A 19,185-nucleotide genomic window follows, 5' to 3' on the forward strand; every position below is an offset into this window, starting at 1 on the left:
AAAATCCTGATCCTTGCACGGCAGGAAATAGAGGAGTGCCAAAAGCATTGGCTGCGGTACAGTATTTTTCCAAGGTCGCACTAATTTGCTGAACTTGATATTTGAGGAGCTGGTTTTTGCACCTCAGTATCAGAAACTACAAACTTTGACCTAAATTAAATCTATAACTTTAGGGGCTTGACAAATGAGCTGCGATCGTAATTTGTACTAAAAAAAACGTTTGTTGACCGTATTCTCCGATCGCCCAAATCCTATAACATTTAACATTCGTTCGTAGTTAGCGCATCCATCATCGCCGAGTCAATCAAAAATCGATCGCGCGTAGCGCCAAACTTGCCACCACCGCCACCAACTCAGCAGGATTGAGAGGCTTGGGTACGTGAATTTGAAAACCCTGCCGCAGCGCCCGTACCCGTTCCTCTACGCTACCGCTAGCCGTGAACGCCACCGCGGGAATTTCCTTCCCAACTTGCGATCGCACTTGCCACAGCAGAGCATCTCCATCAGGAGCCTGCATCCCAATATCGATCGCCAAAACATCTGGATTCAGCCTTGAAATCGCCTCCAAAGCTTCCTTTCCCGATGCAGCCGTCTCCACCACAGCCCCGCAATCTTCGAGCACTGTACGCACAAATTCCAGGGAATCCCCGTCGCGATCGACCACCAAAACTCGCACTCCCGAAAGGTTACTGCTGACAAAAGACTCATTTACAGGGGTTCGCGCCGGGGTTTCTCGAACCACAAACTCCCCAGTCCCGGCAATAGAAAATTCGCCCTCGCCCTGTCGTTGTTTAATTGGCAATCTCACCAAAAACGTCGATCCTTGTCCCTTCCCGGCCGATGTCGCTTGCACCGTCCCCCCGTGCATTTCCACAAAATGGCGCACTAGGGCCAAACCCAAACCTAATCCGTCGTGCGATCGCGTTGTAGAGCTGTCACCTTGGCTAAATCGCTCGAAAACGTGTGGCAAAAACTCCGCCGCAATCCCTTGTCCCGTGTCGCTAACCTCAATTTCCACACTAGGCAGTGACAAATTTTCAGAATAGGCGAATTGGGGTGTACTCGTCCTCTCCACCTTGCGTAGCGCCACCCTCACCTGTCCTCCGTCAGGAGTAAACTTAATCGCATTCGACAGTAAATTCCACGCCACCTGCTGCAATCGGCCGGAATCACCAAACATCCGCCCCGCAGTTTGGTCGAAATCCGTCACAATTTCAATATTTTTTGCCCCAATCGCGGCGGCGAGAGTTTCGATAGCACCTTCCACCGTCGAAATCAAATCCACCCACCGCAAATTCAGCGACAGTTGGCCAGTCATAATCTGCGACACGTCCAACAAATCTTCAATTAGCGTCCCCAGCGATCGCGTATTGCGATCGATCGTTTCCAGAGCCTTAAAAGTCGTTTTTTGATCAAACTTGCGGTGACGCAGCAGTTGCGCCCATCCCAGCATCGCATTCAACGGCGTCCGTAATTCGTGGGACAAAGTTCCCAAAAACTCGTCTTTAATCCGGTTTGCCCGCGCCAATTCCTCAGCTCGATCTTGCAGTTCTTTTTCCAATTCCTTGCGAACCGTCAAATCGAGAATAAAAGCCACTGATTCTTGTCGTTTTTCACCCAATAAAATATACCCCATCAACACCGGAATCCGGCTGCCATCGGGCCGAATGTATTCCTTTTCATAGGGAGTGCAAACACCCTCGGCTTTTGCCTCTGCGATGCCGATTTCGTCCAAAGGCAGGTACTCCGGCGGTGTAATATCAATCCAGCGGAGTTCCCCGTGCTGCAACTGTTCCCGCGTGTAGTCCACCATCCGCAAAAATTCGTCGTTAGCCTCACTAATACCACCGTCAACATCGCCGAACAGAATCCCGATCAAGTTAGATTCTGCCAACATTTTTAGCTTTTCTTGACTAGCTTTGAGTGCAGATTCTGCTTGCTTGCGATCGGTCACGTCTTGGATATAAGCAGACAAACCAGAATCGCAAGGATAACAACGCACCTTCAACCACTTATTCCATAACGGCACGAATTCTTCATACTCCACCGTTACCTTTTCTGCTAATGCTTGAGAAACCATTTTGTAAGACAGTAAATCGACAGCCCATGGATATATTTCCCAAACATTTTTACCTATCAGTTCGGCTTCTGACTTGCCTAAAATCTCAAGAGCTTTGTTGTTGACATAGGTGTAGTTACAATTTAAATCTACCGCGATAAAAGCGTCGGTAATGCTTTCGAGAATGTTAGTAGTTCGATCCTTCGCCGATTGCAGCGCTTTCGCTGTTTCTTCTGCTTGCTTGCGAGCTGCTTGTTCGTTTTTCAAAGCGGCAGCGCGTTCTTGTTCTGCCAGTTTGCGATCGCTAATGTCGATGCAAGAACCGATGTAACCGGCAAAAGTGCGATCGGGTCTGTACAGGGGTACGCCCGTACTTACAACCCAGCGATATTCCCCGTCATAGCGCCTCAAGCGGTACTCAATCCGGTACTCGCTGCGGGCGTCGAAGGCTCTCCGGTAAACATCCATATATTGTGGTAAGTCATCGGGGTGCAAGCTTTCCATCCAACCGATGCCGATTTCTTGCGCTAAAGTTCGATCGGTAAACTCCAGCCAAACTTTGTTAAAGTAATCACCAAGTCGATCGATATCCGACATCCAAATCATCACCGGCGCGGTATCTGCCATAATCCGAAATCTCGCTTCGCTCTCTAGCCGCTGTGCTTGAGCTGCTTTGCGATCGATCCGTTCTTGAACTTCCCGCAGAGCCCGTTCAATCGACGGCACCAACCGCGTCAAACGGCGTTTGAGAACGTAATCTGTAGCGCCACTTTTCAAAGTCTCAATTGCCACTTCCTCGCCCAAAGTAGCCGACACAAAAATAAACGGCACTTCCGGACAAGTAGCGCGGGCGATTTCCAGCGCTGCTATCCCATTAAAACAAGGCAGCATATAATCTGCCAGAATAATGTCATAACAATTATTTTCCAGCGCGGCGGCAAAATCTTCCCGAGTTTCCACGCACAGCAAAGAAAAGTCTAGAGCGCCATCCATGAGATATGCCTCAATCAGTTCGGCATCTAGGGGACTGTCCTCTACCAAAAGGATATTGAGCGTTTTCACAAAAATTCCTTAATATTTTTTACAGAAATATGTAATCAAAATTCCTTGAATATTTCCATTATTTACTCAATTCCCAGAGTAGATCTAAAGAAAACATAAAAAATTGCTCAGATCCCTGTTTCCAAGTCTGCCCCAGTTTGCCACTGCATCCCCAGCTCTGCTCAAAAAAAATATCTTTGTCAGTCCTGAACTCACAAAAACCCAGTCAAGAGTCAAAATCAGAGGTTGTGATACCAGTTTAAAAAAAGAATGCAACTTTACTTTAGGCAAGCTGCAAACCATACATAATCAATCATGCCCTATTCTCTATTCTCTATTCTCACATGGTATGAGCGATCGACCTTAACGCTGAAACCGGGTTTTTGACCCCATTTGTGACCCTGAATTTGTTTCAAATGTCGGACACACAGGTATCTATCCCAAGATATATCTTTGCGAACTTGCTCTAATTCAGAAACCTGGGTATTAAAAAAATCGGTGAAATGGGATTGGCCGTCACCACTGGTACGGGTGGTCAAACTAAATTTAACAGGACTCGCTTAGGACTGCCCAAAACGCACTGGCTCGATGCTGCGTGTGTAGGTAACGTTGAGACGCTCGAAGTCTTGACTTCAAAGCCGTTGATAATTATGGCAAAAGGACATGGAATGCGACAAATGTGCGGTACAAATAAGTATGGTTTTCCCATTCGGCACAAGTCAAGAGTGCAAATTCACCAAGGATTTGAGACTGGCGATATTGTCAGTGCAACCGTTACCGCCGGCAAAAAAGTGGGCTCTTATGTAGGGCGGGTTCTCTGTCGCGCTTCAGGTAGTTTTGACATCGTAGCTAAGTCTGGGAGAGTAGCAGGCATTAGTCATAAATATTGCAGTCCAATTCACAAGAAAGATGGGTATAGCTATGCGTTTTGAGAAAGAAATTTCAAGGCGACTGAAGTCGCTGCCGACTTCCTCCCCGTGTCTAAAGCCAGGGGCACGCCGGGCTCGTTTTTTGGTGATTTGGTCAAAAAAGTCGATCGCACTACCAGTCGCATCGGCAGCCAAATCGGGTGTTTGAGTTAAGTCGTAGTTGGCATTAAATAAAACATTGGTATCGCCTGCTGCATTTGGGCTCAATCGATTTAGGCGATCGAACTTACTGCCAAATAAGTCTGGCATTTCTGCTAAAACACTCGGCACATTTCCCTGAAGAGGCTTTGCTTCAAACAGTCCGGCTGTATTCAACATAAGCTATTTTTCGGGAGATTTCCACTATCGGATATCAATTTGACTATATTTTACGGTTGTTCAAAGATTAGTTAATCGATTTGAGATTGGAGATTGACTTGCAGGATTGAATTTGGGATTTGGAACTTTGTTCTAATTCTGTTGAATTTCCAATCATGAGTTTACCAGAAAGAATTGGTTTAAAGCCGGAACCCTTGTAGGGAGAAATTAACAAAAGACTATTCATTACTCCAATCCTCTTCCTTTCAGGTAAAGGTCACTGTCAACTGTCAACTGTCAACTGAAGTAGTACGGTATCCATTTTTAAGCGGAGTCAAATAGTTTAAGAAATAGCTTGAATTTGAGAAACATTTAATCTATGATGTCTCACCTTTCTCGATCGCACTTCTGTCAAGTTCTAAAAAAAATGATTGTTCGATGGGAGGGGGCGCGATCGCGGTACAATCACCAAAGGTCTTGCTCTAGCCAGCCCCATCCTCAAAATTCATCAGTTCTCGAAGCAGCCGAAAAGCCCTCAACAGAAAAGGCCCCGACTGTGATCGCCTCAACACTGCGAGCTGATTGGTTGATTCCGAGCCAAAATGTCTTAAAATATACAGTACGGTGAGCTGTCGCACAGCCCGCAAACATTAAAAGCAAGCGCCAAATAGCAATAATTCTTTAAAATATAGGTATAGTACCGCCGATCCCTAACTCTTCCGCGCTCGGAAAGGGCATGGTTTGGCAGCATAAAAGACGATCGTCCATAGTAACTTTCAGTAAAGCCCGTGCAGTTGCTTTATTCTCAAGTTTATTCAGGTTATTGCAGCCAGTTACGAGGAGATTTGACCCGCCGTGCTCCAACGCATCAAACAGGACTTAAAAAACGACCTGATCGCAGGTCTGTTGGTAGTGATCCCCTTAGCTACCACCATCTGGCTGACAATTACCATCGCCAGTTGGGTGATCAATTTTCTCACCAAAATTCCCAAGCAGATCAACCCTTTTGACGGACTCAACCCGATTTTGGTGAATCTGCTAAATCTCTTAGTAGGGCTAGCTGTGCCCCTGCTGAGCATTTTAGTCATCGGTTTAATGGCCCGCAACATCTTCGGTAAGTGGCTGCTAGACTTTGGTGAACAGCTATTGCAGGCAATTCCCCTAGCGGGTTCGGTTTACAAAACCCTGAAACAACTGCTGGGAACTATCCTCAAGTCTAATAACAAATTTCGGCGGGTGGTTTTGGTAGAGTATCCCCGGCGGGGAATCTGGACTTTGGCTTTTGTAACCGGTACGATCGAGAGTAACGACATTCCGTCTCATCTTTCCGGCGAAAGCCCGATCGGCATTTTCATCCCCACTACTCCCAACCCCACCACAGGATGGTACGCTATAGTCCCGGAAGCAGATGTAGTCAATTTGTCAATGTCGATCGAAGATGCCTTTAAAGTCATCATCTCCGGCGGCATCGTCAACCCCAACAACTCAATTGCAGTCACCGCCGACAACCCTCCTGGTAAAACACTCGAACCCTTGGTATCCGAATCAAGATACCAGCCTGTACCAGTCGAAGAAGATTAAACCAAGATCAGACGACGGTTGAAAGCGCGCCTAGACAAACGTAATTTCAACCGCCGAGTCTTCAACCCACGCACCATCTGGGTTTTGTTTGTGTAGATGCGGTTTCAACCGCCGAGTCTTGTTCAAAACCTGCCCACAAACAATCGTGACCGAGGGCAGGTTTTTTGCTAAGATAAGACGGCGGTTGAAACCGCGTCTAGACAAACGATGTCCGCCTCCGCGGACTAAAGAAAGATCAAGTAATGTCAACCTTCTGATCTTCAACCCGCGGAGGCGGGTTTTGTCTGTGTAGACGCGGTTTCAACCGCCCAGTCTTGTCCTTTCAACCAGCGCCTAACAATCTCAACAATTCCTAAATTCCTAAAGTCCCAAATTCTATCTAAAAACTATGAAAAAAGCACGCGAAACATCACGCGAACTCGCACTCCTTGGCATCAGCCAATTGCCGACAAATCCAGAACTCTTAGAAGCCAAGAAACTGCAAGATGTTCTTCTTGCCGCCATTCGCACCCTGACTACAGAAGTTCAAGAATCCCTGGAAGCAGCAGCATCGGAAATACAGCGAGGTAACGACAAACTGCTGGCTAGCGAAATCCGCGCCGCTGATATACAAAGTGCTAGAGCAATGGTGCGGGAAGCAGTCGAACTCACGCAAACCGCTATCAACCGTCTCGGTTCAGCAATGGAGTTTCCAGAACTGATCCAGCTAGCCAACCAGCAAGATGTCCGCACCTATGCTTTGCAAATCTTGACGAAAGTTAGCGCCAACCGCGTTCAAATTGACGAATTGCTCTCGGAAGCCCTCGTGGACTGGCAAATCGATCGCCTGCCTAGGATCGATCGAGATATCATGAGAATTGCGATCGCCGAAATCCTCTATCTTGGCTTACCCGAACAAGTCAGCGTCAACGAAGCCGTCCAACTCGCAAAACGCTACAGCGGCGACGAAGGACATCGGTTTATCAACGGAGTCCTCCGCCGAGTCGTCGATAAAATTAACGCAGAAGTTGTGAGTCAATAGTCGATAGTCTGTAGTCATTAGTCATCAGTCATTGGTCATTAGTGATTGGCAATCCGCAATCCGCTCTACACTAAGGACTTAGGACTAATGACTAATAACTACTCTCTATTCCCCATTTACTTCTATGGTTTTTAATTGGTTTCGTCGCCAGTACAGCGAAAGCGGATCTTCTGAATCAGAAACTCCCTCCGAACAAACCCCAGATGAGGCGGCACAATCCGCACCGGTTGAGCCTCAAACAGATGCAGCAGTAGAGGAAACCTCCCCCGCTGTAGCCGAAGATTATCTCAATTGGGCTAAAGCTGCTTACAAAAATATTCAAAAACAGCAACAAGCTGAAACAGAAGTTGCTCAAACAGCAGAAGCCGAGATTCCAGCAGCCGAAACAGAAGTTGCAGAAGTTGCAGAAATTGCAGAAGCACCCACCGCAGAAACTGTTGCAGACATTGCGGAAGTTGCAGCACCAGCACAGACAGCAGAAGCCGAGATTCCAGCAGCCGAAATAGAAGTAGCAGAATTTGCAGCAGCACCCACCGCAGAAACTGTTGCAGATATTGCGGAAGTTGCAGCACCAGCACAGGCTGAAACTAGCGATGTTGAAGAAGTTAATGCAGTCAGCTTAGTAGAGATTCCCGAACCTTCGCAACTAATAGCCGAGGCGATCGATTCTGTGCCTGCTACTCAACAATTAGAAGTTACAGCCGAAAATATAGAAATTGGCACACCTGCAAATGAGCTTGCAGACACAGAATCGATCGCATCTGAGGACTCCGCAGCCGAATCTTTGCCGTTTTGGGCCAGAGCTCAGGCCGATCGCCTGGAGCGCATCGAACGTCTCAAAGAAACCGCCCTTGAGGAACCAGAAGTCATCGCAGCCGCCGCCGAAAGAGCCGCAATTATCGAAGAAATTCCCGGTTTTGCCTTTGACGAAGGCTTCCTCTGGTCATCGGAAATCCTAGCCAGTCAAGGCCGCCGGCCCGATCAAGTATCCGTCGAAGAAATCAGTTGGCTGCAAAAACTGCGCAAAGGTTTAGAAAGAACTCGCCGCAGCTTAATTAATCGACTAAAGGCGATCGTCGGTCAAGGCCCGCTCAATGAAGACGCGGTAGCCGAAATTGAGACTTTGCTCCTACAAGCCGATGTCGGAGTCGCAGCCACCGACATCATTATCAACCGCCTCCAAGAAAGACTTAAACAAGAAGTTTTGCCGCCAGAACAGGCTTTAGCCTTCCTGAAAACCATCCTGCGCGACATTCTCGACGCTCCGACAGCCGAAACCGCCGCCGGCAATCCCGCCTACAGTCTGACTTTTGCCCCGGAAAAAGACACTTTCAACATTTGGTTGATTGTAGGAGTTAACGGTGCGGGCAAAACTACGACGATCGGCAAACTAGCCCACATAGCCCAAAAATCCGGCTACAAAACCCTAATTGCTGCCGCCGACACTTTCCGCGCCGCCGCCGTCGAACAGGTGAAAGTTTGGGGCTCCCGCAGCGGTGTCGAAATTATTGCTAACGAGGGGAAAAATACCGATCCGGCTGCTGTTGTGTTTGATGCGATCGCCGCTGCGGGCGCCAGAGACACAGAATTGTTGATCGTAGACACCGCCGGCCGCCTCCAAAACAAGAAAAATCTGATGGACGAATTAAGTAAAATCCGTCGCATTATAGACAAAAAAGCCCCCGGTGCTACCGTAGAATCTCTACTGGTTTTGGATGCCACGCTAGGTCAAAATGGTTTGCGACAGGCAGAAGTGTTCGCAGAATCTGCAAAATTAAGCGGAGTAGTATTGACAAAACTCGACGGTTCTGCTAAAGGTGGTGTTGCCCTAGCAGTAGTGCAGCAGCTAGGTCTGCCCATCCGCTTTATTGGAGTCGGAGAAAGCATCGAAGATTTGCGCCCGTTTTCTAGTTATGAATTTGTGGAAGCCCTACTCGATTTTAGATTTTAGATTTTAGATTTTAGATTGATGAGGTATCTGTAGCCGTCCCAATTTTTAGAGGCGGATACAGAGCTTCAAAATATCAAATTCTTAACCTTGAACTAGCATCGCAGGACTTGCGCCGACTGCCACGGGCGATCGAGTGAAAACTAAATATCTAGAAATAATACCTTCGTTCTGTTATTGCTTGCTTCGGATCAAAGCGTGATCCAAAGCGTGTCAAATTGAGCTACGGATGTAATATTAGTCTGCTGTCTGATTGCACAGTCTTCCCGATCCCCCCTAGCCCCCCTTAAGAAGGGGGGGACAAGAGCGCTCAAAGTCCCCCTTCTTAAGGAGGACAGAAAATGGTCAAAGTCCCCCTTCTTAAGGGGGACAGAAAATGGTCAAAGTCCCCCTTCTTAAGGGGGATTTAGGGGGATCGGGCCTCAGCTATAAACGAGATTTCTTAACGATTTCAGACTTAAGTTGATACAACTGTCCTAGTGCCCAACTTCCTTGGCGAGACCCAAACTACTTGCTCGATAAAAAACCGGATTTCTGTTCAGGTGCTGCGTAATTCCTCACTCAATCATCCTCCTTTTAAGATCGAAAATCACAAATTTAAAATGACTGCTGTGCCCTTGCCTCGCCCCTCACCTCAACCTGCTGACCGCCCTCCGGGTCGCAATTCCACCGACGCGACGCCAGTATTTGCCCTCAAAGAACTGGTGGCGCGCTTGTACCGATACCAGCACAACGTTCAAGATATGTTGGGCTCCCTGGGATTTGCCCTGCGCAGTTTTAACAATCTCAACCAATTTTTGGAGTTGGTGCCTTTGGTGGCAACTCGCGTTACCGACGCCGACGGGGGAGCTTTAGTGCTGTTCAAACCCAACGGTCAAGTCAGGTTCCAGCAGTTGCACTGTCAGGAAGGACGGCAGTGCCAAGATATGCGAAAAGCGCTAGAAATAGCCACCAGGCAAGCTACAGCAGGTGCGGGCGTGGCTGGTGCATCTTTTTGGGAAACCTCTGGGCAAACTTCCAGTCTCGACCTGCAAGTAAGTCGTTATTTGGGCCCGGATGTTCATCTGTTTGGGGCGCCAATTTTAGTCAAAAATTTGGAACGCGGACGGCTTTATGTTTTTAGCAGTGATCCGCAATATCTGTGGACTCCCAGCAGACAGAAATTAGTTCGGTTGGTGGCGGATCAAACCGCCGTGGCCATCTACAAAGATGAACTTACTGTTAAGTTAGCTGAAAAAGAACGCTTAGATAGAGAGTTAGAAATCGGGGCGGAAATTCAATTGCGGCTGCAACCCCGCAGTTGTCCTAAAATTCCTGGTCTTGATGTGGCTGCTCGCTGCCAAACTGCTAGCAGAGTCGGCGGTGATTATTATGATTTTATTCCCGCTGACTATGACCCGATCGGCAAGGAATATGAGGGGGAACACCCCCCATCCCTGATTAAAAATCTCAAGTCCAAAATCGACAAGGGCCGCTGGAGCATAGTCATCGGCGACGTGATGGGCAAAGGGGTACCGGCTGGCCTGTTGATGACGATGACGCGGGGTATGCTGCGGGCTGAGGTTTTGAACCGCCACTCGCCTGCGAGAATTTTGCAACATTTAAACCGGGTAATGCACGCGGATTTGGAGAATTCCCACCGTTTTGTGACTCTGTTTTATTCGGAGTATGACCCGAAAACTCGCGTTTTGTCTTACAGTAATGCTGCTCACCATCCGCCTTTGCTGTGGCAAGCTGCAACTAATTCGATTGTTCGGCTCGATACTTTGGAGGGAATGTTGATTGGTTTGGATGCTGATTCACGCTACCAAGAAGCCCACGTGCAATTGCAGCCTGGTGATACTATTATTTATTACACGGACGGATTTACTGATGCTGCTAATCAAACGGGCGAGCGCTTTGATGAGGATAACTTAACCGCGGCTTTTCAGTGGGCTTGTCAAAATTATCAGCAGGCTGAGGAAATTTTGGATTATTTGTTCGATCGCGTTCAGCAGTTTATCGGTATTGGCAATCGCAACGCAGATGACATGACACTGGTTGTACTTAGGGTAACATCTTCGATAGGAGAAAATCACCATGATAGTTAGTTTAATTTCGGAAATTACTGTTGGATTTACCAGCTCGATTAATTGGAGCGATGTGGCTCACCTTTTAGTTCTGAAATCTCATTTGAGTACGGTGATTTTGGGTCAAAGCTACGAAATTTTTACGAATTTTCAGAAAGCTTGGAACAATTTTGTGACGACTGGTCAAATAGGAGCTTTTTTTATCGGTATATTTGTCGGCTGGTTCATTAAGGGAATTTTTCCTTAGATTTGTGCTGGGGATTTGAAGGCATTAGGAAAAGACTGTAAAAGTTCAAAGTCAGGACTTCATTATTTTTTCATACAGCGCAATTTTTACATTTTTGTAGTCAGGACTTCAGTTTTTTAGTGTTAATAAAGGTATAACCGGGAGAAGGATTTGTATTCCTTACTACAAACCGGGAGAAGGACTTGTGTTCCTTACAAAAAATCGGTTTTCAAAGACTTCTACAACAGGCATATAATCTAGTTTTACTTTCCGCAATGACAACACAACCGAAAACTTGGAGTCAAAGATTTGAATCGGCACTGCACCCGGCGATCGCCCGATTCAATGCTAGTATTGGCTTCGATATTGAATTGATTGAGTATGACTTGACTGGTTCTGTCGCTCATGCTAAAATGCTCGCCAAAACTGGAATTATTTCCGCAGCAGAAGGCGAACAGTTAGTCAATGGTTTAGAACAAATCCGCCGCGAATACCGCCAAGGTCTTTTTGTGCCGGGAGTTGATGCAGAAGATGTTCACTTCGCCGTAGAGAAGCGGCTGACTGATATTGTGGGGGATGCGGGCAAAAAGCTGCACACTGCTCGATCGCGCAATGACCAAGCAGGCACTGATACTCGTTTGTATTTGCGCGATCGGATTGCCGAAATTCGTGAGCAATTGCGAGAATTTCAAGGGGTTCTGCTCGAAATTGCGGAACTTAACGTCGAAACTTTAATCCCTGGTTACACGCACTTGCAACGCGCTCAGCCGATTAGTTTGGCTCATTACCTGTTAGCTTATTTTGAAATGTCCGATCGCGATTGGGAACGTCTCGGCGATGTCTTGAAGCGGGTGAATATTTCGCCTTTGGGTTGTGGCGCGCTGGCGGGGACGACTTTCCCGATCGACCGACATTATACGGCAGAACTCTTGCAATTTGACAAGGTTTATGCTAACAGCTTGGATGGAGTGAGCGATCGAGATTTTGCGATCGAATTTCTCGCAGCCGCCAGCATCATCATGGTACACCTGAGCCGTTTGTCAGAAGAAATGATTTTGTGGTCTTCTCACGAATTTGGATTTATTACGCTCAAAGATAGCTGCGCTACGGGTTCTAGCATCATGCCCCAGAAAAAAAATCCCGACGTGCCGGAGTTGGTGCGGGGCAAGGCGGGGCGCGTTTTCGGTCACTTGCAAGCCTTGCTCGTAGTCGTGAAGGGACTGCCTTTGGCCTACAACAAGGATTTGCAAGAAGATAAAGAAGCTTTGTTTGATAGCGTCAAAACTGTACAGGGTTGCTTGGAAGCAATGACGATTTTGCTGCGGGAAGGAATCGCCTTTAATGGCTCACGCCTCGCCGCCGCGGTTGCAGAAGACTTTTCCAACGCTACAGACGTAGCAGACTATTTGGCCGCTAAGGGTGTTCCCTTCCGGGAAGCTTACAACCTCGTCGGCAAAGTCGTTAAAACTTGCCTGTCGGGGGGCAAACTCCTCAAAGATTTGACACTTGAGGAGTGGAAAGACTTGCACCCAGCTTTTGAGACAGACATTTACAGCGCGATCGCACCTCAGCAAGTGGTGGCGGCTCGCAATAGTTACGGTGGTACCGGGTTTGAACAAGTGAGAAAATCACTGATTGCTGCGCGCGATCGGATCGCCTAAACATCATCGTTGAATTCTTGGGCTAATTCAGGCTGGCTATCTCTCCTTAGAACGATCGTGTTTTGCACTATGGTTCTAAGTTGAGCAGATAGCCTGACTATATTACTCTTCAGCAGCAGCCATATCTTTGTCCCGTCCGCCGCCGCCGCTCATGGCGCCCATGCCGCCGCCGTTGCCGCCGTCAAATCGTCTTCTCTTGTTGGAGAACATATCTTGATTTCTCCGCTTGCGAAACTTGCGAGCGTATGCTTGATTTCGTTGTGCCTTCTCTTTCTTGAGATTGCGGCGCTTAGCCATTATGACCTCACTAATAAACATTGACATTCCCCTGGCTTTCGCCGAGGGGATTCTTAAGGATAAACTTTTTTTCGGGATAAATCCGCAAAAAGTTTGATTCTTAAAGGCGCTGTCAGTGCACCAGGGCTCGCGGACTCCGCCATTAAGGCTGAGTTTTTAGCAAATAATTGAAATTAAAACTGTATCTTGTTGCATACTAATTGTTTGATTGGCTCTCTTGAGAGCTGTTTCCCTATCCCTGACAAGACCGGAAGCTCCGGAAGCGGGTATGGGGAAGCTATGGCGCCGATCGCTTGCGGGATTTCCACTTTGGTCAGCGCTGAGAGTGACTTACTTTGTATGCAGTCGTATATCATATCAAATTTTAGACGCTTTTGCTCTGATTTCACAAATACCACCACAAATGACACTCAATCCTGGTGATCTAGCCCCTGTGTTCAGCCTGCCCGACGCTGCCGGCAAACTTGTCAGCCTCGAAAATCTGCAAGGGCGGCGAGTTGTACTCTACTTTTACCCTCGCGATAGTACCCCCGGCTGTACGAAAGAAGCTTGCGCCTTTCGCGACATCTACTCCGACTACGAGTCGCGCAATATTGTAGTGCTCGGCGTTAGCACTGACGACGCAAAATCTCACGCCAAGTTTGCAGCCAAATATCAACTGCCTTTTCCTTTGCTGTGCGATTCAAACGCCGAAGTTGCTACCGCCTACGGTTGTTACGGACTCAAAAAATTTATGGGCAAAGAATTTATGGGCATTACTCGATCGACCTTCGCGATCGACCCTGATGGTAAGATTGAAAATGTTTGGCGCAAAATCAAACCAGAATCTCACGCAGCGGAGATTTTAGGACAGTTGCCGGATATTTCGCCTGCATGAAGAATTAACAATTCTGACCCCAAATCTGGGAGATAGCAGGTCTAAAATTACTTTCCCCTCAACAAGCTTTTAAGTTTATGCGTCGATTGTGGCAATTTGTACAGACTGTGCTGGGTCTGATTTTTCGACATCCCGTCACTGGTACCGCCGTGATTCCTGTATTACCTGACGGGAGAATTGTCTTAATTCGTCGCCGCGACAACGGTCGTTGGGCACTGCCGGGAGGTATGGTGGATTGGGGAGAGGATATTCCGACAACGGTGCGGCGGGAATTGGCGGAGGAAACTGGACTCGATTTAGTCAAAATTCGTCGGTTGGTGGGCGTTTATTCGGCTGCCGATCGAGACCCTCGCTTGCACTCGATTTGTATTGTGGTAGAAGCAGAGGTGCAGGGAAAGATGCAAGTTCAGGATACGCTGGAAATCAGTGAGGTTGAGGCTTTTTTGCCGACGGCGATCCCGAAGGACGAACTCAGCGACGATAACGACGAACACTTGCAGAACTATTTTCAAGGTCTGACAACTTTGGCGTAATCGGCAGGGCATCGAAATTTGAGCAACGTTGGGAATTATCTCGCCGTCAAAAGCTGTTTATTATGAGTATGGAATTAATTTTTAATGTTTCCATGCTTTAATTTATAATCTCTGAACATTAATTTAATCATCTTTTTATTGCTGAATATTAAACCGGATGTACTCACCGCTACGCAATTCTCGGGTCAAACTCTCTTTAGGGCACATCTTCTGGCGCGAAGTCGGCAGAGGCCCAAATTTAGTATTTTTGCACGGTTCTTGGGACGACGGCAGTCAGTGGCTGCGGACGATCGAGCATTTGAGCCCCGACTTCCAATGCTTTGCACCAGATTTGCTGGGCTTTGGTAACTCGGAACGCCCGAATGTTAATTATTCGATCGACCTGGAAGTAGAATGTCTCGCCCAATACCTCGATACTTTGAACCTGCGAGAGGTTTATTTAATTGGTGACTCTTTGGGTGGCTGGGTGGCCGCTAGCTACGCCATCAAATATCCCGATCGAGTGCAGGGTTTGGTGTTGTTGGCCCCAGAAGGTGTCAAGGTTAGCAACCGACGAGGGCGGTGGGAGACGGCTAGCTGGCTGATTGGTAAACCTCCGCTGGCTTACTGGTTTTTGCGATCGATCTATCCAATTGCTAAGTTGCTGAGTAGCCAAAAGAAGATTGACCGGCTGCTAAACTTCAGACAGCAGTTGATGCAGTCCCCAGTTGCCGTGCAGTTGCTGTTCAGGCGGAAGCGGGCTGAAATTACAGCAGAGTTAGTAGATGAGAATTTGCCTTTGCTGAAAGCACCTGTTTTGCTGTTGCACGGTTCTGAAGATACCTCCGCAGCTTTGTCTCTGTGTCAATCCTATGCTGCTCTAGTTCCTAATGCCGAACTGCAATCTGTCAGTCCGGGGGAAAGCAATTTGCCACAGGAAGTCCCGGATATTGTTGCTAACTATATTCGCGATTTTGCTAAGTAAATTGGTCATTGTTGACAGTTGACAGTTGACAGTTGACAGTTGACAGCGAAGTTTTTAGGCAGGGGATTTAAGCCCCAGCCTAAAAACAATCCACCTAAAGGTGGGGGCTTAAATCCCCTGTGCTTTGGTAACAGTACAACTAACCGCAGATGCAAGGCAGATGAACACTGATCAACGCAGATAATTTAAAGATAAAAGAGCTTGGGAGTGCAAGAGGTTTATTCTTGTCAAAAAATAATCAAATTATTGTGGGGTGGGCTTCGCAGCACCGCCAGAAATATGCAATTTAGGTGCACAACAGCTTAATAACTAATGACTAATGACTGATAACTAATTCCCCAAAAAATGGCTTCTGGTGCGTCAATTACCGAGGAAGCTGTATCGGGAAATGCTGCGGTTAGGTATTTTAAAAGCAAAGTGCGATCGCCCCCAGTGACTGCAATTTTGCTATTGGGAAACAAACGTAGCCAATCTTCAATAAAATCCCTAACTCCTGCCACCGCCGCATACACAACTCCGCTTTGAATAGCCCCAGCAGTATCTGTAGCCCAGCGGTGGGGCAGAGTTTCTGGTAATCTGACTGAGGGCAATGCAGCGGTTTTTTTCCCTAACGACGACAACTGCAAACCCAAACCGGGTAAGATTGCACCCCCAACTAAATACCTATTGACATCTGCCCCAGTAAATGTTAAAGCTGTACCAGCATCTACAAGTAACATTGGCCAACCCAATTGGTTGCCAGCACCCAGTAAAGCCAAAGCTCTATCAATTCCCAGGGTAGGATAGAGTCCCCCGATCGCCAACTGGTCTAAAGTAATAATTCGGACTTCAGGATAACTCTGCCAAATTGCTGTTTGCTGCGGAACTACTGATGCCAAAACTAGAGGTAGCGGCACTACAGAAAGTGTGTGAAAATTAGAAACAGCGGGAGTAGCAGGAAGACAAGGGAAATTGTGAGCAGATATTTGCTCGATCGCCCTCATCACTGTTTTCACCAAAAATTCGGCTTTTTCTGCCTCGGAGAGCCGGGAAACAGCATCAGCTTTCAGATGCTCTGTATCCCATGTTTTTTCCAGGGTTTTGCCCGCAAATAATCCCCAGTGCAGCCGTGAATTGCCGATCGCCAAAGCTATTTTCATCTGGCTTTTACCTCTCAATTCAGGTATAAGATTGTCGGTGCAAGCTGGCGGCTGAAAATTATCGGCAATTGAGTTTTCCATGTTGATCGATCGCGCGCAAACATTGAACTAAAGATAGATTCTAGATTGATTTTATTCGCTTAACATGGCGGTTAACTCTAATTGACATCTAACTAACTTTAATGGTGCGCGCCAAATTACTATGGTCTGCCACAGAACTCATAATTTATATTTATAAATATTTGTAAATATAATAATTGCTATCCTCATACTGAATCCTTTATAATATATGAAGATTCCAATAGTCCTGGTAGCGACGATTTGGCTATTGGCGGGGTAAGCTCAGGTATAAAAAACCAGACTAAATCAAGATCCTGTAAAACTACTGAGTAAATATGTCTTTAAAAATACAAGAACACGAAAACCCCTGGCATAAATTAACTTGCCGATTGCCTGAATCAGGAAATTGGAGACAGGAAGAAGGTCTTTTGTTACCAGAAATAGACGCACAAAAAGCCCTGATCGTGCAGATGCAGCAGCAAGTTCAGCTATCAAACTTGCTGAACGACATTAATAACGAAATTCGCAGCACCCTTGATATCGAACAAATTTTAACATCTGCTTGCAGATTGCTGGGGCAAGCGCTAGAGTGCAGCCGCGTCAGCATTTTAGTCAAAGAATCCAATACAGAAAAAATTTTAGTCACGCGGGGAGAGTACAACGCGGGGGACTATCCGATCCAACTGGGAATGAAAGTACCGATTACTGACAACCCGCACTTGACTGCTGTGGTGTGTCAGCAAGAGTCGCTAGCATTGACGAAGTTTCTCGATTTTCCGGGATTGAATGAACAAACCCGACAAATTGCCGAAGCTTTGGAAATTAAGTCAATGCTGGCAGTCGCTACTCGCTATCAAGGTGAAGTGAATGGCATAATTGGCTTGCATCAGTGCGATCGCGAACGGGAATGGACAGATTGGGAAAGGCAACTTTTAGAAGGGGTAGGATCGCAATTGGCGATCGCGATCAATCAAGCCAAACTCTACAGCCAAACCCGTCGCCAAGCCGAACAAGAATCTCTGTTGCGACTGATCGGCAACCAAATTCGCAGTACCTTGGATCTGGGAACTATTCTGCAAACAGCGGTGAGGGAAGTCCGCCAACTGTTGCAGTGCGATCGAGTAATTATCTACCAGTTTGAAGATAACTGGCAGGGAAAAGTTGTCGTTGAAGACATGATAGTTCCTTGGCCTTCAATTTTAGGAGATATGGGGGCCGATAAGTGTTTCAGGGGAGATTACGCCGCTCTTTACCAGCAAGGGCGAGTCAAAGCAATTAATGATATTTTTAATGCTGGTTTGGAGCCTTGTCACGTTGATTTTTTAGATAGTTTGCAGGTAAAAGCTAATCTGATTGTACCGATTGTTACATCCAGAAGCGAAGAAAATTCACTCCCTACAGCCGGAAGTTCTAATTTAAAATTTCCCGGTAGACTGTGGGGTTTGCTGATTGCTCACGAGTGCGGTGATACCCGGAATTGGGAGCAGCAAGAAACGGAGTTACTGTCGCAGCTAGCTGACCAAATGGCGATCGCAATTCAGCAAGCAGAACTCTATAGCCAAGTCCGAGAAGCTGCGGTCAAATCTCAAGCTCAAACCCAGCAATTGCAAGCAGCGCTGCAAGAATTGCGATCGACTCAACAGCAATTGATCCAAACCGAAAAAATGTCTGGTTTGGGGCAAATGGTGGCGGGAATTGCTCACGAAATTAACAATGCTAACAATTTCATCCACGCTAACTTGTTTCACGCTCAAGAATATTTTAAAGTCTTGAACGAAGCTGTGGAACTTGCCGGGAATGCCTGCCCTGAAGCAGCGGAAGCACTTGTCAGAATCAATGAAGAATTAGAACTGGATTACATTCGAGAAGACTTTGGTAAACTGCTCAATTCCATGCGGGAAGGTAGCGGCCGGATTCGATCAATCGTGACAACACTGCGAAGTTTTTCTCGTTTAGATCACGCTGAATTTAAAGCTGTCGATTTGCATGAAGGCTTAGAAAGCAGTTTGTTGATGCTGCAAAATAAGCTAAAAACAAATATCAAAATCGATAAACAATACGGAAGTTTGCCACTAATAAAATGTCATGCGGGTCAAGTCAACCAAGTATTTTATAATTTGATTGACAACGCTTTAGATGCGATCGACTCAGCAGACAAACCGGGGGAATTAACAATCCGCAGTTGGCAAAGCGAGCCGGACTGGGTAACAATTTCTGTCCGGGATACGGGAAGTGGCATTCCGGCGGCAATTCAAGACAAGATTTTTGACCCGTTTTTTACTACTAAACCTGTGGGGAAAGGCACCGGTTTGGGACTTTCTGTGTGCTATCAGGTAATTGTGCAAGCTCACGGCGGCCGGATTCGGTGTGTTAGTGAGGTTGGCGGTGGAACTGAGTTGATTGTCGAGTTACCGTTGACAAATCAGAAGGGATAAGATGGGTTAATTATTAGTTGTTGTAAGTTGTTGTGGCATTTAAATTGC

General features: G+C 47.0%; 15 protein-coding genes and 1 pseudogene. 12 read left to right on the forward strand and 4 right to left on the reverse strand.

Going from position 1 to position 19,185, the window contains the following annotated elements:
* Window positions 1–304: 304 nt before the first annotated feature.
* Window positions 305–3,121 (reverse strand): PAS domain S-box protein, encoded by a 2,817-nt coding sequence (locus QUB66_RS21175; RefSeq protein ID WP_332969633.1) that lies wholly within the window; start codon window positions 3,119–3,121, stop codon window positions 305–307.
* A gap of 485 nt (window positions 3,122–3,606) precedes the next feature.
* On the opposite strand from QUB66_RS21175, the pseudogene QUB66_RS21180 reads away from it, so the two are divergent.
* Window positions 3,607–4,032: pseudogene (locus QUB66_RS21180) on the forward strand (RNA-guided endonuclease IscB); the annotation flags it as partial.
* Here QUB66_RS21180 and QUB66_RS21185 read toward each other — a convergent pair.
* On the reverse strand, window positions 3,928–4,347 hold the full coding sequence (locus QUB66_RS21185; protein WP_332969634.1) for a hypothetical protein: 420 nt from the start codon (window positions 4,345–4,347) through the stop codon (window positions 3,928–3,930). The pseudogene QUB66_RS21180 and the gene QUB66_RS21185 overlap by 105 nt on opposite strands.
* A 406-nt stretch (window positions 4,348–4,753) precedes the next feature.
* Between QUB66_RS21185 and QUB66_RS21190 the strand changes: the two genes are divergently transcribed.
* From QUB66_RS21190 to argH, 7 genes are all read left to right on the forward strand, one after another.
* Window positions 4,754–4,954 carry a hypothetical protein gene (locus QUB66_RS21190; protein WP_265235431.1) on the forward strand — a complete coding sequence of 67 codons (201 nt, stop codon included), beginning with the start codon at window positions 4,754–4,756 and terminating at the stop codon, window positions 4,952–4,954.
* A gap of 227 nt (window positions 4,955–5,181) precedes the next feature.
* Window positions 5,182–5,907: a DUF502 domain-containing protein gene (locus tag QUB66_RS21195; RefSeq protein WP_332969635.1), complete on the forward strand. Its 726-nt coding sequence runs from the start codon at window positions 5,182–5,184 to the stop codon at window positions 5,905–5,907.
* A 388-nt stretch (window positions 5,908–6,295) separates the two neighbouring features.
* On the forward strand, window positions 6,296–6,928 hold the full coding sequence (gene nusB / locus QUB66_RS21200; protein ID WP_265235429.1) for a transcription antitermination factor NusB: 633 nt from the start codon (window positions 6,296–6,298) through the stop codon (window positions 6,926–6,928).
* Window positions 6,929–7,052: 124 nt separating this feature from the next.
* A complete protein-coding gene (gene ftsY, locus QUB66_RS21205; protein ID WP_332969636.1) occupies window positions 7,053–8,879 on the forward strand; it encodes a signal recognition particle-docking protein FtsY in 1,827 nt (608 codons plus the stop codon).
* Window positions 8,880–9,478: 599 nt separating this feature from the next.
* Window positions 9,479–10,966, forward strand: a complete 1,488-nt coding sequence (locus QUB66_RS21210) for a PP2C family protein-serine/threonine phosphatase (protein ID WP_265235427.1) — start codon at window positions 9,479–9,481, stop codon at window positions 10,964–10,966.
* Complete coding sequence (locus tag QUB66_RS21215; protein WP_265235426.1) at window positions 10,956–11,192, forward strand: hypothetical protein; 237 nt, start codon at window positions 10,956–10,958, stop codon at window positions 11,190–11,192. The genes QUB66_RS21210 and QUB66_RS21215 overlap by 11 nt, the downstream gene beginning before the upstream one ends.
* Window positions 11,193–11,446: 254 nt before the next feature.
* Complete coding sequence (argH, locus tag QUB66_RS21220) at window positions 11,447–12,832, forward strand: argininosuccinate lyase (protein ID WP_265235425.1); 1,386 nt, start codon at window positions 11,447–11,449, stop codon at window positions 12,830–12,832.
* A gap of 102 nt (window positions 12,833–12,934) precedes the next feature.
* On the opposite strand, the gene QUB66_RS21225 is transcribed toward argH, so the two are convergent.
* Window positions 12,935–13,129 (reverse strand): hypothetical protein, encoded by a 195-nt coding sequence (locus tag QUB66_RS21225; RefSeq protein ID WP_194010773.1) that lies wholly within the window; start codon window positions 13,127–13,129, stop codon window positions 12,935–12,937.
* 403 nt (window positions 13,130–13,532) lie between these two features.
* On the opposite strand from QUB66_RS21225, the gene bcp reads away from it, so the two are divergent.
* The 3 genes from bcp to QUB66_RS21240 all read left to right on the forward strand — a co-directional run bounded on the left by bcp (window position 13,533) and on the right by QUB66_RS21240 (window position 15,503).
* The gene (gene bcp / locus QUB66_RS21230) at window positions 13,533–14,006 is read left to right on the forward strand and encodes a thioredoxin-dependent thiol peroxidase (protein WP_332969638.1); all 474 of its coding nucleotides are present in this window, start codon (window positions 13,533–13,535) and stop codon (window positions 14,004–14,006) included.
* A 77-nt stretch (window positions 14,007–14,083) separates the two neighbouring features.
* On the forward strand, window positions 14,084–14,539 hold the full coding sequence (locus QUB66_RS21235; protein ID WP_265235423.1) for an NUDIX hydrolase: 456 nt from the start codon (window positions 14,084–14,086) through the stop codon (window positions 14,537–14,539).
* A gap of 157 nt (window positions 14,540–14,696) precedes the next feature.
* Window positions 14,697–15,503: an alpha/beta fold hydrolase gene (locus QUB66_RS21240; RefSeq protein WP_332969639.1), complete on the forward strand. Its 807-nt coding sequence runs from the start codon at window positions 14,697–14,699 to the stop codon at window positions 15,501–15,503.
* Window positions 15,504–15,805: 302 nt separating this feature from the next.
* On the opposite strand, the gene QUB66_RS21245 is transcribed toward QUB66_RS21240, so the two are convergent.
* Window positions 15,806–16,723 carry a pantothenate kinase gene (locus QUB66_RS21245; RefSeq protein ID WP_332969640.1) on the reverse strand — a complete coding sequence of 306 codons (918 nt, stop codon included), beginning with the start codon at window positions 16,721–16,723 and terminating at the stop codon, window positions 15,806–15,808.
* 314 nt (window positions 16,724–17,037) lie between these two features.
* On the opposite strand from QUB66_RS21245, the gene QUB66_RS21250 reads away from it, so the two are divergent.
* Window positions 17,038–19,137 (forward strand): GAF domain-containing sensor histidine kinase, encoded by a 2,100-nt coding sequence (locus tag QUB66_RS21250; protein WP_332969641.1) that lies wholly within the window; start codon window positions 17,038–17,040, stop codon window positions 19,135–19,137.
* The last annotated feature ends 48 nt before the right edge of the window (window positions 19,138–19,185 follow it).

The sequence above is a fragment of the Microcoleus sp. A2-C3 genome, from assembly GCF_036706065.1.
In the GTDB taxonomy this organism is placed as follows: Bacteria; Cyanobacteriota; Cyanobacteriia; order Cyanobacteriales; family Microcoleaceae; genus Microcoleus.

Excerpts from the sequence above, each read along its gene's own strand:
- QUB66_RS21185 (WP_332969634.1), bottom strand. The coding sequence starts at position 4,347 with ATGTTGAATACAGCCGGACTGTTTGAAGCAAAGCCTCTTCAGGGAAAT.
- QUB66_RS21190 (WP_265235431.1), top strand. The coding sequence starts at position 4,754 with ATGATTGTTCGATGGGAGGGGGCGCGATCGCGGTACAATCACCAAAGG.
- nusB (WP_265235429.1), top strand. The coding sequence starts at position 6,296 with ATGAAAAAAGCACGCGAAACATCACGCGAACTCGCACTCCTTGGCATC.
- ftsY (WP_332969636.1), top strand. The coding sequence starts at position 7,053 with ATGGTTTTTAATTGGTTTCGTCGCCAGTACAGCGAAAGCGGATCTTCT.
- QUB66_RS21210 (WP_265235427.1), top strand. The coding sequence starts at position 9,479 with ATGACTGCTGTGCCCTTGCCTCGCCCCTCACCTCAACCTGCTGACCGC.
- QUB66_RS21215 (WP_265235426.1), top strand. The coding sequence starts at position 10,956 with ATGATAGTTAGTTTAATTTCGGAAATTACTGTTGGATTTACCAGCTCG.
- argH (WP_265235425.1), top strand. The coding sequence starts at position 11,447 with ATGACAACACAACCGAAAACTTGGAGTCAAAGATTTGAATCGGCACTG.
- QUB66_RS21225 (WP_194010773.1), bottom strand. The coding sequence starts at position 13,129 with ATGGCTAAGCGCCGCAATCTCAAGAAAGAGAAGGCACAACGAAATCAA.
- bcp (WP_332969638.1), top strand. The coding sequence starts at position 13,533 with ATGACACTCAATCCTGGTGATCTAGCCCCTGTGTTCAGCCTGCCCGAC.
- QUB66_RS21235 (WP_265235423.1), top strand. The coding sequence starts at position 14,084 with ATGCGTCGATTGTGGCAATTTGTACAGACTGTGCTGGGTCTGATTTTT.
- QUB66_RS21240 (WP_332969639.1), top strand. The coding sequence starts at position 14,697 with ATGTACTCACCGCTACGCAATTCTCGGGTCAAACTCTCTTTAGGGCAC.
- QUB66_RS21245 (WP_332969640.1), bottom strand. The coding sequence starts at position 16,723 with ATGGAAAACTCAATTGCCGATAATTTTCAGCCGCCAGCTTGCACCGAC.
- QUB66_RS21250 (WP_332969641.1), top strand. The coding sequence starts at position 17,038 with ATGTCTTTAAAAATACAAGAACACGAAAACCCCTGGCATAAATTAACT.